Annotated in this window: 10 protein-coding genes; 3 read left to right on the top strand and 7 right to left on the bottom strand. The window is 50.8% G+C overall.

All coding sequences use genetic code 11. The annotated features are described in order from the left end of the window. Window positions 1–6 precede the first annotated feature (6 nt). Window positions 7–1,803, bottom strand: a complete 1,797-nt coding sequence (locus VK70_RS24810; RefSeq protein WP_025695950.1) for a cache domain-containing sensor histidine kinase — start codon at window positions 1,801–1,803, stop codon at window positions 7–9. Between the two features lie 86 nt (window positions 1,804–1,889). After that, the gene (locus VK70_RS24805) at window positions 1,890–3,692 is read right to left on the bottom strand and encodes a glycoside hydrolase family 66 protein (protein ID WP_052756040.1); all 1,803 of its coding nucleotides are present in this window, start codon (window positions 3,690–3,692) and stop codon (window positions 1,890–1,892) included. Between the two features lie 639 nt (window positions 3,693–4,331). Here VK70_RS24805 and VK70_RS24800 point away from each other — a divergent pair. The 3 genes from VK70_RS24800 to VK70_RS24790 all read left to right on the top strand — a co-directional run bounded on the left by VK70_RS24800 (window position 4,332) and on the right by VK70_RS24790 (window position 9,458). Continuing rightward, window positions 4,332–6,881, top strand: coding sequence for a glycoside hydrolase family 31 protein (locus VK70_RS24800; RefSeq protein ID WP_036641993.1), 2,550 nt, complete (start codon window positions 4,332–4,334; stop codon window positions 6,879–6,881). A gap of 113 nt (window positions 6,882–6,994) precedes the next feature. Further along, window positions 6,995–7,846 (top strand): hypothetical protein, encoded by an 852-nt coding sequence (locus tag VK70_RS24795; RefSeq protein WP_025698272.1) that lies wholly within the window; start codon window positions 6,995–6,997, stop codon window positions 7,844–7,846. 43 nt (window positions 7,847–7,889) lie between these two features. After that, the gene (locus tag VK70_RS24790; RefSeq protein WP_233277736.1) at window positions 7,890–9,458 is read left to right on the top strand and encodes an alpha-amylase family glycosyl hydrolase; all 1,569 of its coding nucleotides are present in this window, start codon (window positions 7,890–7,892) and stop codon (window positions 9,456–9,458) included. 277 nt (window positions 9,459–9,735) lie between these two features. Here the strand turns inward: VK70_RS24790 and VK70_RS24785 are convergent, their stop codons facing one another. From VK70_RS24785 to VK70_RS24765, 5 genes are all read right to left on the bottom strand, one after another. Further along, window positions 9,736–10,638: an IS3 family transposase gene (locus VK70_RS24785; RefSeq protein ID WP_046723231.1), complete on the bottom strand. Its 903-nt coding sequence runs from the start codon at window positions 10,636–10,638 to the stop codon at window positions 9,736–9,738. A 29-nt stretch (window positions 10,639–10,667) separates the two neighbouring features. Next, entirely contained in the window at window positions 10,668–10,988 is a 321-nt protein-coding gene (locus tag VK70_RS24780; RefSeq protein WP_025700192.1) for a helix-turn-helix domain-containing protein, read from the bottom strand. Window positions 10,989–11,427: 439 nt separating this feature from the next. Continuing rightward, window positions 11,428–12,144, bottom strand: coding sequence for a DUF1361 domain-containing protein (locus VK70_RS24775; RefSeq protein ID WP_025695760.1), 717 nt, complete (start codon window positions 12,142–12,144; stop codon window positions 11,428–11,430). Between the two features lie 190 nt (window positions 12,145–12,334). After that, a complete protein-coding gene (locus VK70_RS24770; RefSeq protein WP_046723899.1) occupies window positions 12,335–14,095 on the bottom strand; it encodes a SulP family inorganic anion transporter in 1,761 nt (586 codons plus the stop codon). A 153-nt stretch (window positions 14,096–14,248) separates the two neighbouring features. Then, window positions 14,249–14,575, bottom strand: coding sequence for an ArsR/SmtB family transcription factor (locus VK70_RS24765; protein ID WP_025695660.1), 327 nt, complete (start codon window positions 14,573–14,575; stop codon window positions 14,249–14,251). Between the last annotated feature and the right edge of the window lies 1 nt (window position 14,576).

The raw sequence follows: 14,576 nt of genomic DNA, 5'->3' as shown, positions 1-14,576 counted from the left end.
GATCTGTCAGTTCTTTGAGGATATCTCGGATAGTACTTTTAATAAAATGCGCACCGTCGTTCCCTGTCCGGGCGTGCTTGTAATCGAACAATTCCAATTTTGAGCATAATAGAGCCGCAATGTATCGTAAATATGACGCAGGCCGATTCCGATCTCTCCATTTTCTACTGCCGTCTCCAGGTTGTTCAGCACCTTCAGCTTATCCTCCCCAATGCCTAAACCGTCATCTTCCACCAGAAACTCCAGGTATTTGTCATACTTCCGAATCCGGATCGATATCCGCCCGTCTGTATTTTTCGGCACGATCCCATGAAAGATAGCGTTTTCCACTAACGGCTGCAGCAGCATCCGGGGAATGATCACCTTCTCCGTGCCCGGTTCGACATCCAGGTCCAGCTGAAAGATTTTTTCGTACCGAAGCTCCAAGATAATCAAATACTTTCGGATAATATCCAGTTCCTCTTCGACGGTAATCCTGCTGCCGCTTTTGCCCATATTCGCCTCAAGCAGATGGTTCAGCGCGGACAATACCTCGGATGCGCGGTCATTCTGCTTGGAATCAATAAGCCACCTGAGCGTGCTGAGCGTGTTATACAGAAAGTGGGGGTGAATCCGGTGCATGACCGCGCGGAGCTCAGCATGATACTTTTCACTCTGTTCATCCTCCACCTGACGCATTAACTGTTCAATTTTGTGAATCATCTTGTTAAACTGCTTGCTCAAAAAGCCGATTTCATCGGATGTCCGAACGTCCGCCCTGACCCTCAGGTCTCCGTTCTGAACGGAAAGCATGCTCTGGGTGAGCTGCTTTACAGGCTGGGTCACCCACCTAGCAATAAAAAGTCCGATTCCGATAGCGACCAGGGAGAAAGCAGCCGAAGAGAGCAAAATCCAGGTCTGAAGACGCTCCAGCGGCCCGCTGATTTCCGCAACCGGAACGGTGCCGACAATCATCCAGCCGTTGCTGAGCAGCTGCTTAACCCCATAATAAGGGACACCACCCATGTGAAACTCGAACTCCACGGCGTTATCACCGACAATCCGCTCATACAAATCGGGGTTCTCCACTTTCTTGTTGATCATATCGGGATTGGAGTCGATCATGATCCTCCCCCCGGAATCGACCACGAAGAACTTGCCCGTCTTCCCGAGCTGCAGCTGCCGGATCGTCCCCACAACCGACTGCCCGTCCAAATTAATCTGCACCAGTCCGATATTCCGCATCGTATTAAAATCCTTGAGGACCCTTGCTACCGGCAGAACCAAATCGGTATTGACGCCGCCTCCGCTTAAATGATCATACTGAAGGCCCTGCCAAACCAGCTCGCCGTCTTTACGTTTGGCTTCTTTGACCCAATTCTGGTCGGACAGCTGGATCTCCTTCAGCTTCTGATCGGAAAAGGTGCCGCTGCCCCATCCTCTCCCCTCCTCTTTCAGCAGATAGACGATTTTGACAAAGGAATTGGAATAGACATAATTGTTGAGCAGTGTATTTATATATTGAAAATTCCAGCTCTCTTCGTAGGATGGACTGTTGCCCAGTTCCATGGCCGCCCGCTGAATGTTCATATCGCTGGCAATAAAATCAGAGGTGTCAACGCCCACATCGAGAATGAATGAGAGCGACTCTGCCGTTTGTTTCGCGATTTGAATCGTTGACTCCCGCGCGTTCTTTTTCAGAATGGAGTCGGACAGCCAATAGAAGGACAAGCTGGTAAAGAGAGTTGGAATGATAATAACCAGCAGGAGGACCAGTATAATCTTAGCGGTAAAACGATTGGATATTCGCAATTTATGCAGCATACGGCCTCTCCTAGTGTTATGTTCGTTAATAAAAGTGTACAGGATACAAAGCTGGATACCAATGGTACTTATAGGAAAACAGTCCTTTACTCCTCATATTCGACAACCACCATGTCCCAATATTTCAGCTTGGGCAGCTTCCATTCAAGCCTGCCATCCTGCTGCGTGAACTCCAAAGCTTGGGGCGAGCCGCCCCTGACATCGGGAGAAGCGAACCATACTTTGGCCACCGGCCGATCGGTTCTCACTGATATGGAAACATCCTGTCTCTCCACGGGTTCCCTTTGGCTTCCTTGATCGTCATTCCAGTTCATTGTGGAAGCATCCGTGAAATTAATGAAATGGAAAATATCTTTACCATCCTTCCGCTTGGAAAAAGACCACACTTTCCCCTGCGAAGCCTGGTCCGAAATCGCTAGCTCCCCCGTCCCTTCGGCCTTTAATCCGGATTCCACCGTCCCGTCCCGCAGCAGATTCTGATAGGCGGTCAGAAAGTCGTAGTAGTTAATCAGCTGCGCTTCGAGCGCCGGGGAGACGCTGAGATTTTTATGGGGAAAGTACTCTTTAGACAGCATGTTTTCTCCCAGCTCCAGATGGGAACCGCCCGAGGCAAAGATCACCGCATCCGTCAGCAGGACCCCCGGCGTGTTGAACTCACCGGGAGAATCGGAATAGTGATAATCCATATATGCCGCTAGTACCGTGTTCAGCCGGTTTCCGCTGTATGCGGAATTCTGGTCAATCACTTCCTTTAAATTCTGGTAGCCCGGATGCTTGCCCCATACCTCGGTATACAGAAATTTGACGGGAGCCTCACGGGCAATATGCTCCTGGCCGAACTGGCCGACCGCGTTCATGACATAATCGACATTCAGTTTCTCCTTGGCCGCCTTGAGGAAAGCCTGATAGGTCCAGGCCAGGTCAACCGGGTTGCCTTCATAAGTCCACAGCGGGCCTCTATCGCCCAATTGGTCCACATGCCAGCCGTCAAAAGGAAGCGTCTTAAACGTCTCGATTTCCTTCCCGGCTAGATAATTCTGCCATTCCGGATTGGCGGGATCATACATATAAATATCGCTCGCCCAATTATCCGGAAGAGGATGTTTATCCTGCTCGCCGTGGGCGGGGTCCTTGAACATTCCCCACTCTTTCTTCACACCGTCATTTTCCGCGCCCTCATAGGCTCCGAAGAGCAAGTTGTAATTCATGGCCTTCATGCCCCGGCTGTGGGCAAGGTCGATATAGCTTTTCACGGTGTCAAAAGATACCGGACGGCCCGCAATGTCGGTCCAATCCGCCGCAGGGCGGCCGTTCTCGAAACGGATCGGCTCCTGATGCTTGTACTGCCAATCGTAGAATTGGATGCCGTTGATGTGAAACCGGTTTAAGCGCTCGATCACCCGGGACCTCTCTTCATTGCTCATTTGCGGGAAATCCGCCAAGTAGCCGTAACGGGGAAATTTCCCCCAGTCAGAGGAAACGTCGACGGCAATATTCATTTGATCAACCGGCTTTTTGTTCTTTATATAGAACACTTCGGCAAAGTAACCCCTGCCGTCTTCCTTCGGGGGGGTCCAGTTCCAGGTTATCTCCTCCCCTTGCGCCTTTAAGGTTTCTTCCTCTACGATCCGGTCCATATGCAAATAGCGGATATGTATCGTTCCACCGGACGCCGGACGCCTCAGCTTTAAATCAAATCGGACATTCTCTCCCGGCCGGTAAGCCGCTTTATCGGTAACCAGCTTCTCAAGCAGGACGCCACGCTCTATTCGGTCAACCTTTTGCGGGTCAGAAACGATCTCAGAAGCATTCTCGCAAGCCGATATCAGCCAGACAGTCACCCAGAGCAGAGCAGCAGCGGCTATCCGTATCATTCTGACGTGTCTCATGTTGTCTCACTCCTATCCCTGGTTTCAGTTCATTATCTGTGAAAAACCCCGTGTGATCAATTGGGACACGTACCTATTTTGGAGTCTCGTATCGCATAATTTCTATGGTCCAGAGACCCTTGTAACCGCTATCATATGGCAGAGTGTCTTATTTTTGCGGAAGAGAGAAAGATATTGCACCCGCCTTCAAATTACATTATTTGGTTTAAAATTACTGATTCTTCTTCCTGAAGCATAAATTTGCCGGAAAAAGTGTTCTATTTTTTGATACACAGCAAAATAAAAGGTTGACTACAGCGCTCTCTATTTAGGAAAAAAACGGTTTAATAGACCCCGGGAACTATCATTTCCCTCATATATCCAATTAATTGGCAATTAATTATTAGAGTTCCGGATGCAAAAAAAGGTTGAGTTTAAAAGATTGAATCCTAAGCGTGGCGCTGGTTTGGCAATGATTTACCCTCTTATTGTAAACGTTTTCCCACCTGCTTATAAAGCCTGTCTATCCATCCCGTAGGAGGTTATCCCCATTGTTGCAGCCCCCAGGTGCTTGCTAATTTGGTAGAGGGCAGGAAGCCGGACAAGCGCCGGCGGACGGTTCGATTTTACAAACTGAATCGGAGAAGGAGAGAGTAATGTATGCGTAAAAAGGGAAAGTCTTTGAGCCTTTCTAGGAAACTGGCAAAGGCGATCATGTGCGTAAGCTTGCTGTCAGGAACGGCTGCGAGCTTGCTTCCGGCAACCGTGGCGTTTGCGGAAACCCAGCCTGAGGCGGATACCCCATTAAACAAACAGAATCTTCAGCCGTTATCCGTACAATCGCTAGAAGCATTGGACAATGGAGTGAAATTGAACCTGGGCGACTACCAGGGCTTTATCCGCCTCTTCTCGGAAGACATGGCCAAAATCTCGGTCGTTAAAAACGGTGAAGACGAGTTCATCTCGCCGGGAATCGCCAAGAAAGATTGGAAGACGCCAAAATTCAGCTCCAAGGAAACGGATAAAGAATATATCCTTTCTACAAGCGAGCTTACTGTAAAAATTAACAAACAACCGTTCGGCGTTAAATTTTTGGACAAGCAGGGGAATGTCATCAACGAAGACGCGGCGCAAGGTGTCGGCTATGAAAACGGCAAGCCTTATGCATTTAAAAAGACGGATTCCGGTGAAAACTTCTACGGTTTCGGCGAGCAATCCGGCGGACTGAATAAGCGCGGCAAAAGCCTTGGCATGTGGAACACGGACGCTTATTCCTATAACAAAAATACCAAATATCTGTATACGTCCATTCCATTCTTCATCGGTCTAAAGGATAAGAAAGCATACGGGATTTTCTTCGACAATACGTTCCGTTCTTATTATGAAATGGCCAGTGAAAAGGATGATTACTACTACTTCTACGCCAATGGCGGCACGCTTACTTACTACTTCATCAACGGCCCGGAAATCGGCGACGTTATCGACCGGTATACCGAGCTGACAGGCAAATCCGAGACGCCTCCGATGTGGTCCCTGGGCTTCCATCAAAGTAAATGGGGATACACACCGGAAGAACTCGTGAATGTGGCCAAAACCTACCGCGAGAAGAAAATTCCGCTCGATACGATGCATTTTGACATCGACTACATGGACGGATACCGCGTGTTTACCTGGAACGACCAGTACAAACAAGCGCTGAAGACGCTGAAGGATGAAGGCTTCCACGCCATTACGATCAATGATCCGGCTGTCAAGCAGGACGAGAACTACCGTATGTTCCAAGAAGGAACGGCCAAGGATTATTGGGCGAAAAATCCGGACGGCTCCACCTTCTTCGGCGATGTGTGGCCAGGCAGATCCGCCTTCCCGAACTTCCTGAAGTCGGATGTCCGCAATTGGTGGGCCGGCAATCTCGGAACTCTCTTGAATGAAGGCGTGGACGGCATCTGGAATGACATGAACGAGCCTGCCGTATTTGACGGTCCTTTCCATACAATGCCGCTGGATGTCGTATTTGATGGCGACAACGGGGAGAAGAAGCCGCATACGGAAGTCCACAATCTGTATGGACATCTTGAAACCGAAGCGACATATAACGGCTTCCTCAAAAATAAACCGAACACCCGTCCATTTGTATTAACCCGCGACATGTACGCAGGAACGCAGCGCTACGCGGCGCTCTGGACCGGTGACAACGTAAGTAACTGGGAGCATCTGCAAATGTCGATTCCGATGAACGCCAACGTCGGGTTGTCCGGTGTTCCATTTGTCGGCAATGATATCGGCGGCTTTGCGAAATCGCCGGGCAATGTTCCGACGCCTGAGCTGTTCGCAAGATGGATCGAGGTCGGCGCCTTCCTGCCGTTTGCCCGCGACCACTATGACAACAGCGCGAAATCCGGACTGGCAGGCGGGCAAGAGCCTTGGAATTTCGGTAAAGAGGTTGAAGATATCAGCCGGAAATACATCTCGATGCGTTACGAGCTGCTGCCTTACTTGTACAACCAGTTCAAGGAATCGGCCGAGAACGGCCAGCCGGTTCAACAACCGCTCGTTTACCAGTTCCAGGACGACGCGAAGACGTATAACATCGAAGACCAGTTTATGTTCGGTGATTCGATGATGCTTGCTCCTGTTGTCAAAGAAGGCCAAACGAGCCGCGAAGTGTATCTGCCGGCCGGCGAGACATGGGTCGATTATTGGACAGGCAAAAAGTATGAAGGCAACCAGTCGATCACAGTTAACGCCGATCTTGGAACACTGCCTATTTTCGTGAAAACTAATTCGATCATCCCTCGCCAGGAAGTAGAGCAATCCACTGACGAGAAGAAGCTAGAAAATCTGATCCTCGACACGTATCTGAACGATAAAGCCAGCTACAGCTTCTACGAAGACGATGCCGAGTCTATGGATTACAAGAATGGCGAATTCAATATCACCGAATTCAAGGTGGAGAAGAAAGGTAACCACATCGAGTTCGAGCAGGGCAAAAAAGCGCAAAACTACGATTCCGCCATTAAGTCCTACACGCTGAAGCTGCATGATGCCGAGCAGCCGAAGAAAATTCAGGCGGCTAAACACAAATATGACCAAGTGAACAGCTTGGAGCAATTGAACCAGCAGGAAAGTGGTTACTATTTCGATTCGGCTGAACATGTTCTGTATGTCAAGATCCCAGCCGATGAAGACCGCAGTGTAAAAATTCAATAATACGATTCACGGTTATTGCCGGAAGAACAGGAAGACGGGTAAGCATCTTCGGATTTACCCGTTTTCTTTTCCTTAAGGCGATGACGCATCCATCTTAGTTAGGAGCCGAAGAAATGAGCATATCTAATGTGAAGTATACAAAAACAGTCTCCGCCGCAGTCCTTTCCCTATCGTTATTGGCCCTCCCGCTTGTCCAACCTGTACATACCGCATCTGCTGAAAAAGTCAACAACGGACAAACGAAAAGCCAGATAAGCAGCAAGGTCCAGCCGGCTAAAGCGGCATGGGACAAAAGCTCCTTGCGCTTTACCGTGGTAGAAACAACCTACGCCGGAATTTCGGCAACCGTTATAAATGGCGGCTCCGGGATGAAGGGCGAAACGGTCTATGAGGTATTCCGCAGCGACACCGGCAATCCCAAGAACGGCGAAGTTGTTGCCTCAGGCGTAATCGGGACACTCGCTCCCGGCGAATCGCAGGAGCTGACCTTCAAGCCGGCTGTGCTGGAACAAGGAAACTATATGTTCAAAGCCTATCAGCGTCCGGGCCATCCGGGAACGGGTGTATTATGGAGCGATTCCATTACCGTAGAGGAAACCCATGAAGCTGACGGATCAAACCAGCCCGAGCGTCCGTTCGACCAGTATTTCAACTCCGATGTTCAAGGAGGAACGGCTACGTTTACGGTCCCTGAAGGCATCGGGCAAGTCCGGATTAGCTTCTCCAGCTATGTCTATCCGGAAGGCGTCATTCCTCAGGAAGACGGCAAGCCTTACAAGAATCAGCACGTGTACGATAATGTGACTAAAACCTATGGACCGGGAACGCATACCGTACACGTTGACCTGCCGGAATCCGGGTATTGGCAGACCGATCTGTATTTGGGGCCGGTAGTTGAAACGTTGACGGAAAGCGGACATTCTATGGATTCGATCATTGACGCTGATTACGGTTCTGCAAATTAAGATGCATAATCCCATTATTTTTAAGGAAGAGAGGTTTCAAACGATGAAAAAAATGACATCAATGGCCTTAACTCTACCCCTGCTGTTCAGCTTCGCCAGCGGTGCTCTTGCTAAACCGCAAATTCAGAACGACTCCAACCTTGGCGTCTATTACGAGATTTATGTCAATTCCTTCTCTGATTCCAATAACGACGGAAAAGGTGACCTGAACGGCATCCTGCAAAAGCTGGATTATTTGAATGACGGAAACCCGCATACCAAGAAAGATTTGGGCGTCGATTCGCTGTGGCTGATGCCGATCGGTCCTTCCCCTAGCTATCATAAGTATGATACGACCGATTTCTACAGTGTAGATCCGGCGTACGGCAGTATGGAAGACTTCAGGAGTTTGACGCAGGAAGCGCATAAACGGGGAATGAAAGTAACGATCGACCTCGCGCTCAACCACACGAGCAACAAACACCCGTGGTTCCTGGAAGCCGCCAAGGACAAGAACAGCCCGTACCGGGACTATTATATCTGGGCCGACGAGAACACTGATTTGAATGAAAAAGGGCCGTGGGGACAGCAGCTCTGGCACGAGTCGTATCCGGGTTCCGGGGACTATTACTACGCTTTGTTCATAGATTTCATGCCGGATCTGAACTTTGACAATCCGAAAGTGCGTGAAGAGATGATCAATGTCGGGAAGCATTGGCTGAACCAGGGAGCCGACGGCTTCCGTCTCGACGCAGCCATGCATATCTACAGCAAGCCTGATGAGGCGGATAAGAATGTCGCATGGTGGGATGAATTCAAGCGGGGACTGGCCGAAGTGAAGCCGGATGTTTATCTGGTCGGCGAGGTATGGGACCGCCCGTACAAAATTGCGCCTTACTACAAAGCGCTGGATTCTTCGTTCAACTTCGACGTGTCCTCGAAGATTTTGGACGCCGTGCAGAACGGTTCGGACAACGGGCTGGCTTCTTTTGCGTCAAATACCCTTGATTTGTACAGCAGCTACGCTTCGAACCCGATTGACGCCCCATTCCTGACCAATCACGATCAGGTACGTACAATGTCCTTACTGAACGGGGACGTGAATAAAGCCAAAACCGCCGCCTCCATCCTGCTCACCCTGCCGGGCAACCCGTTCATTTATTATGGAGAGGAAATCGGCATGCTCGGGGAGAAGCCGGATGAGAATATCCGCGAGCCGTTCCGGTGGTACCCGGGAAGCGGAGAAGGGCAGACGAATTGGGAGCCCTCCCGCGATAATTCAGGTCCGGACGCCGTCTCCGTAGAGGCGCAGGCGAAGGATAAGGAGTCCCTCCTCTCCCATTACAAGGAGCTAATCCGCATCCGTCATGAGAGTCCCGCCTTAATGAAGGGCGACATCCGGGAGATGCCGACCGGAGACAGCCGAATTATAGGGTACACCAGAACCTTTGAGGATGACTCCGTACTCGTTCTGCACAATCTGAGCGGTGACACGGTAACCATCGAACTGTCCGGTGAACAATGGCAAGGGCGTAAGCTCGATTTTGCCACTTCAAATAGCGTAAAAGTCAAGAAATCCGGCGATCAACTGGAAATCACGATCCCGGGTTATACAACCTGCGGCTTGAAATAAGCCTCAAATTAAACATCAAATGAGGGTGTCCCATAATGGGATGCCCTTTTTTAGGTGGGATTTAGGTAGGTGGACGGGGCCACCCGAATGGAAGCGGGGGATTCTTCTTTAATTTAGGGGGGAAGTAAATAATGCAGAAAACCTGAAATTGTACATCTTTTGGTCGACTAAGAATAGCTATGTATAACATTCCTGCAAAAACGGCTAGGCCCCTTTAATCCGGAGTCATGCCCTACAATTAACAAGCGTTCGTAAAATAACTCTTTATTTCAAGATATTACATGGCTTTATGAAATGTCGATGAGTCTTCCAGCGTTTTAACCCACTCTGAAAACTTCGCTGGAGGCATTAATTTCAAGCTGCCATGCATCTTGCGGTTGTTGTAGAAGTCCATATATTGATCGAGGGCCTCATAGGCTTCGTCGAAGGTCATGAACTCTCTTTTGCTGAACAGATCGCGTTCCATTAAGCTATGAAAGGATTCAATGTAGGCATTCATATTCGGTGTCCGCGGCGGGATGCGTTCGTGAATCATGTCCAGGCTTTCACAGGTATCTCCAAATAACTTGCTGACGAATTGCGGCCCGTTGTCCGTTCGAATCACGGGCATGACTTCTCCGGATTGGAGACGACTCTGTAGCGCTCGCCATAGGGTTTGGACCGCATGTTTGGCCTCACATACGGGTCCTCTGTACTGCTGGACCACGACACGGTCAAATACATCAATGATACTAAGCACGAAAAAGAAACGTTCCTGGCCGATGATGTAGCCGTACTTGATGTCCATTTGCCACAACTGGTTGGACCCTGTGACGACCCGGTTCTTGGGAAGCCGGCGTGGATGTGAGGGGAGGCGCTTACGGGATTGCTGAAGAATCCCTAGCTCTTTACACAAGCGATATCCTTTCTTCTTGTTCAGCTTTACGCTGTACCGGTTACGAATACATTGCGCAAGAAGTTTGTAGCCATAGACATGCTCTTCGCCTTCGAGGAGCTCAAGCAGCCATTCCTTGATTTGTTCGTCACTGACTTTCTCTCCCGTAACCGTGAAGGAGTAGCCCGGCACCGGACGCCCCATCTGGCCTTCTGGTGGGCGTTTTGTTGCCGGACGGGCAGCTCGTTTTTTACGATCGTAGTACGTCGATTCGGATAATCCAAGGATGCGCAGAACCCATGCCACCGGTTCCCCCCGCTTAATAAATAGGTCTGCTACTTCGAATTTTTCGGATAAGCGGGGTCTTTCTTTTTTAGCAGTTCTCGCAGAATCTCAAGCTCCAGTTCTTTTTCCCCGAGCACCTTCATGGCCTTTTCGTAGCGCTGTTCCACATCCTGTAGTCGCTGAAGTTCTTGAAGATGCTCATCTGCAACCGGAATATCTTCGGGTGGAATGGAGTCACGATGATCCCTAATCCACCCGCGTATGGTTTCTGGATGGATGTCATACATGCGGGATAATACCCCCACCTTAACTCCAGCTAACGCTTCCTTAACAACTTTAAGCCGTTCTTCCTCTTTCAGCCTCTTTCCCATCCTCGTCATCTCCCCCTTAGCTCCAGTTTAAATTATTGGGTGGGAGGACTCCAGTTTAATTAGGGGGCCTAGGAGAAAATGCAGGTTTGTTCCCATTGAGCCTCAAATTCAGTCAGAACAGCCTCAAATTCCTGTATAATTGTAGGTTTTCTCTGAGAAACAACGTTTTTGATCGAAAAAAGCTGCACTTTAGCTGTTTTGCAATGATCTGAACTAAAATCATAACGAACCTGACCTGTCCCTTGATGTTAGAGCCATTGCCCTAATTAGAAAAGCAAAAGCCAGCAAATCTCCAATAACCGAAAGACTTGCTGGCTTCTTAACTTTTTTAGGAAGGCGGCCGTACCGCAGGTATATTCACTTATGGGACAGCTCCATTTTTCTAATCACAGCACCGCAGCTTACAATTCACATTCCGCATCCTGCACCTCATACCCGCTTACCACGATCCGCGTCTGTACTGGAATCCGCCAATCTCAGCACCTTGGCTTCCGCTGCCGCGCGCATTGAGCAGACTATACAGCGTCGCATAGATGACCAGCAGCACAAGAGCAATGAATAGGGTGAAAAAGACGGACTGGCGGTTCACGCTGTCCAGCATAAGCTGATACAGCCGGTGCCTGTCGGTCAGCACATCCCAGCTGTTGAGGCGGTATACCCGGCCCAGCAGCACTCCATACCCGCCAAGGATGCAAGCGGCGAGCACAAAGACCCAGGACAGCAGCAGATTCGATTTGCGCCAGATCACCGTCTGGAACTGGTACAGTGAGAAGAACCCGGTTAGCCAGGCGGTCCAAGTGAACAGCAGCAGCATAGTCAGGTCATACCAGAACCGGCTCTGGACGGCGCCGCCAACAATATAAATCCCGCTGCGGTTCGTCAAATGAAGCAGATCGGTCATAATATACGGGGCATTGGGGAAAAAGACCAGCCAGGCCGCTCCCAGCGGAAGCAGCAGCAGACTATGCGCATCCCGTCTGTACAGCGCATGCGCCGCCAGCGAGAAAAGAAACGGCAGCCAGGCCAAAAACAGATTCCAGATCAAAAACTTGTAGAAATCATCGGTCCTCAGCGAAACGATGCCATATACGGCCAGCGTTGCCAGAGTGAGTCCGGCAAGCATCAGAAATACCTTCGGATAATTCAGCTCCTTCATCAGCAACCTTCTCCTTATCAGCAATATTTCCATATATTATCCCATTGTACAAAGAAGGAGAACCCGAGTCTACCCGATATGACCTGTGTGCTGGTCCGTTCGGCCTTCAAGCTATCTAGCCATAAATGAAAGCCCGGGCGCTGTCACCCGGGCTTTCATTTAGTTCCTCTTCACATATTTGCGCGCTCCGTCAGCGGGCGATTTCCGGCTTGGAGCGTGCTTTGAAGCCAATTAGATTCTGCGCTTCCTCGTAGCCGGACAGTGCAGCGCACTCCCGGAAGGCGGCGTGCCGGCAGCCGATGCACTGCTCCCGGGAAATGGTGCGGAGAGCTTCATCGATTGCTTCCCCGGTATGATCGTAGAACCGGGCAGCGCCGATCCGCTCATAGAGGCCCGTCTTCCGGAGCAGCCCAAGCGGCTGGGGCTGAATAGAGGAGATAAGCAGCTTCCCGCCCGAACTCTCCAGATGCCGGACGAGCCCCACCAGATTGCTCTCCCCTGTTGTATCCATGAACGGCACCTTGCTCATCCTTAGCAGGACCACCCTTGGCTGCTCAGGCCCGGCTCCGGGCATCGTATTCTCGAAGCGGTAGGCCGCCCCGAAGAACAGCGGGCCTTCCACGTTGTAAATGCCGATCTGCGGGCAATCATGCTCCTTCGAGACCATATGCGGTCCCACTTTGACCGACTCCGGATCGGGCAGCACCTTGGACACGAGATGAACCTCGCCCATCCGCTTGACGAACAGGATAACGGCCAGCACGAGCCCCACCTCCACGGCCATCGTCAGATCGGCGAAGACCGTAAGCAGGAAGGTGATCAGCAGCACCAGCGAATCCCCCGTCTTCGTCTTGAGCAGATGAAGAAACGCCTTACGCTCGCTCATATTCCAGGCGACCACCATCAGGATCGGAGACATCCCCGCTAGAGGGATGCTTGAGGCATACGGAGCGAACAGCAGCAGAATCAGGAATACGACAACGCTATGGATCACGCCGGACAGCGGAGAAGCGGCTCCGCTCTTGATATTGGTGGCGGTCCGGGCAATCGCGCCGGTCGCCGGAATTCCGCCAAGCAGCGGAGCCGCGATATTGGCGATGCCTTGTCCGATCAATTCGCGGTTGCTGTCATGCCGGCTGCCGGTCATACCATCGGCCACAACGGCCGACAGCAGAGACTCGATTGCGCCCAGCATCGCGATTAGGAACGCAGGCCGCAGCAGCGACCGGATGCGCTCCCAGGTAATGATCGGGAAGTGAAAGCTCGGCAGCGTGCTTGGAATATCTCCGTAAGCCGAGCCGATCGTCGTGACCTTGCCGCTGAAGAACAGCGCCGCCAAGACGCTGGCAATAACCAGCCCGATCAGCGAACCCGGCACCTTGGGAGCGTACCGTTTAGCCAGCAGCAGTACGGCCAGGCAGACTGCCGCCGTCACAATGCTGTATACGTTAACTGTAGAGAGATGAATACCAATTTCACGCATATTATCTACGAACTTCTCATGCCGCTCCACACCCTTCAGGCCGAGGAAGCTGGCGATTTGCCCGGTAAAGATGATGACGGCGATTCCGGCGGTAAAGCCGATGGTGACGGGCTTCGGAATGAATTTGATCAGCACGCCCAGCCGGAGAGCGCCCATCAGGACAAGCATAATACCGGCCATCATGCCCGCGATGAGCAGATTCTCGTAGCCGTACTGCGCCCCGATGGCGAACAGAATCGGGATAAACGCGCCGGTCGGGCCTCCGATCTGAAACTTCGAACCGCCGAATAGCGAGATCATAATGCCGGCAATGATCGTCGTGTAAATGCCGTATTCGGGTTTGACACCCGAAGCAATAGCAAAAGCCATTCCCAAAGGAATGGCAATAACGCCGACAATTATACCGGATACAAGATCCTTCCGCAGAGAGCTCATACTATAGTTCTGAAATCGGCTCCATCCTATCATCTTTTAACCTTCTTTTCTCTGAATATCTGATTATTTGAATATATATGACACATTACTCCTGTCTTTTTTCAATGTCAATCCTAAAGTCAAAGATCATTGAAGCCGATCTTTATGAAGGCGTATTCAACACGAGCGATTCGGGAGCCGCAGCCTTCATTTGCTGCGGATCTCCTCCAGCAGAGAGATAGCGTTCACCAGATGGTTATCGAAAATTTGCTTGGCCACGGCCAGCAGATCCTTGATCAACGGATCGCGGAGCGAATAGATAACGGAGGTGCCCTCCTTCACGCTGTTCACCACGTTCTTCGCCCGCAGAACGGAGAGCTGCTGCGATACGGCAGAGCCTTCCGACCCCAGAATCGCCTGCATCTCGTTGACGGTCTTCTCCCCTTCGCTCAGCAGCTCCAAAATGCGGATGCGCATCGGATGAGCCAACGCCTTGAAAAATTCGCTTTTAAATTGCTGAATATCACTGTTCATT

This window comes from Paenibacillus durus ATCC 35681, assembly GCF_000993825.1.
Lineage (GTDB): Bacteria > Bacillota > Bacilli > Paenibacillales > Paenibacillaceae > Paenibacillus_AQ > Paenibacillus_AQ durus_B.
Note: the sequence above shows the minus strand (reverse complement) of the source record. Positions and strands in the feature narration are given on the sequence as shown.

What these genes read in the sequence shown, in the direction of transcription:
- VK70_RS24810 (WP_025695950.1), bottom strand. Translation starts at nt 1,803, where the DNA reads ATGCTGCATAAATTGCGAATATCCAATCGTTTTACCGCTAAGATTATA.
- VK70_RS24805 (WP_052756040.1), bottom strand. Translation starts at nt 3,692, where the DNA reads ATGAGACACGTCAGAATGATACGGATAGCCGCTGCTGCTCTGCTCTGG.
- VK70_RS24800 (WP_036641993.1), top strand. Translation starts at nt 4,332, where the DNA reads ATGCGTAAAAAGGGAAAGTCTTTGAGCCTTTCTAGGAAACTGGCAAAG.
- VK70_RS24795 (WP_025698272.1), top strand. Translation starts at nt 6,995, where the DNA reads ATGAGCATATCTAATGTGAAGTATACAAAAACAGTCTCCGCCGCAGTC.
- VK70_RS24790 (WP_233277736.1), top strand. Translation starts at nt 7,890, where the DNA reads ATGAAAAAAATGACATCAATGGCCTTAACTCTACCCCTGCTGTTCAGC.
- VK70_RS24780 (WP_025700192.1), bottom strand. Translation starts at nt 10,988, where the DNA reads ATGGGAAAGAGGCTGAAAGAGGAAGAACGGCTTAAAGTTGTTAAGGAA.
- VK70_RS24775 (WP_025695760.1), bottom strand. Translation starts at nt 12,144, where the DNA reads ATGAAGGAGCTGAATTATCCGAAGGTATTTCTGATGCTTGCCGGACTC.
- VK70_RS24770 (WP_046723899.1), bottom strand. Translation starts at nt 14,095, where the DNA reads ATGATAGGATGGAGCCGATTTCAGAACTATAGTATGAGCTCTCTGCGG.
- VK70_RS24765 (WP_025695660.1), bottom strand. Translation starts at nt 14,575, where the DNA reads ATGAACAGTGATATTCAGCAATTTAAAAGCGAATTTTTCAAGGCGTTG.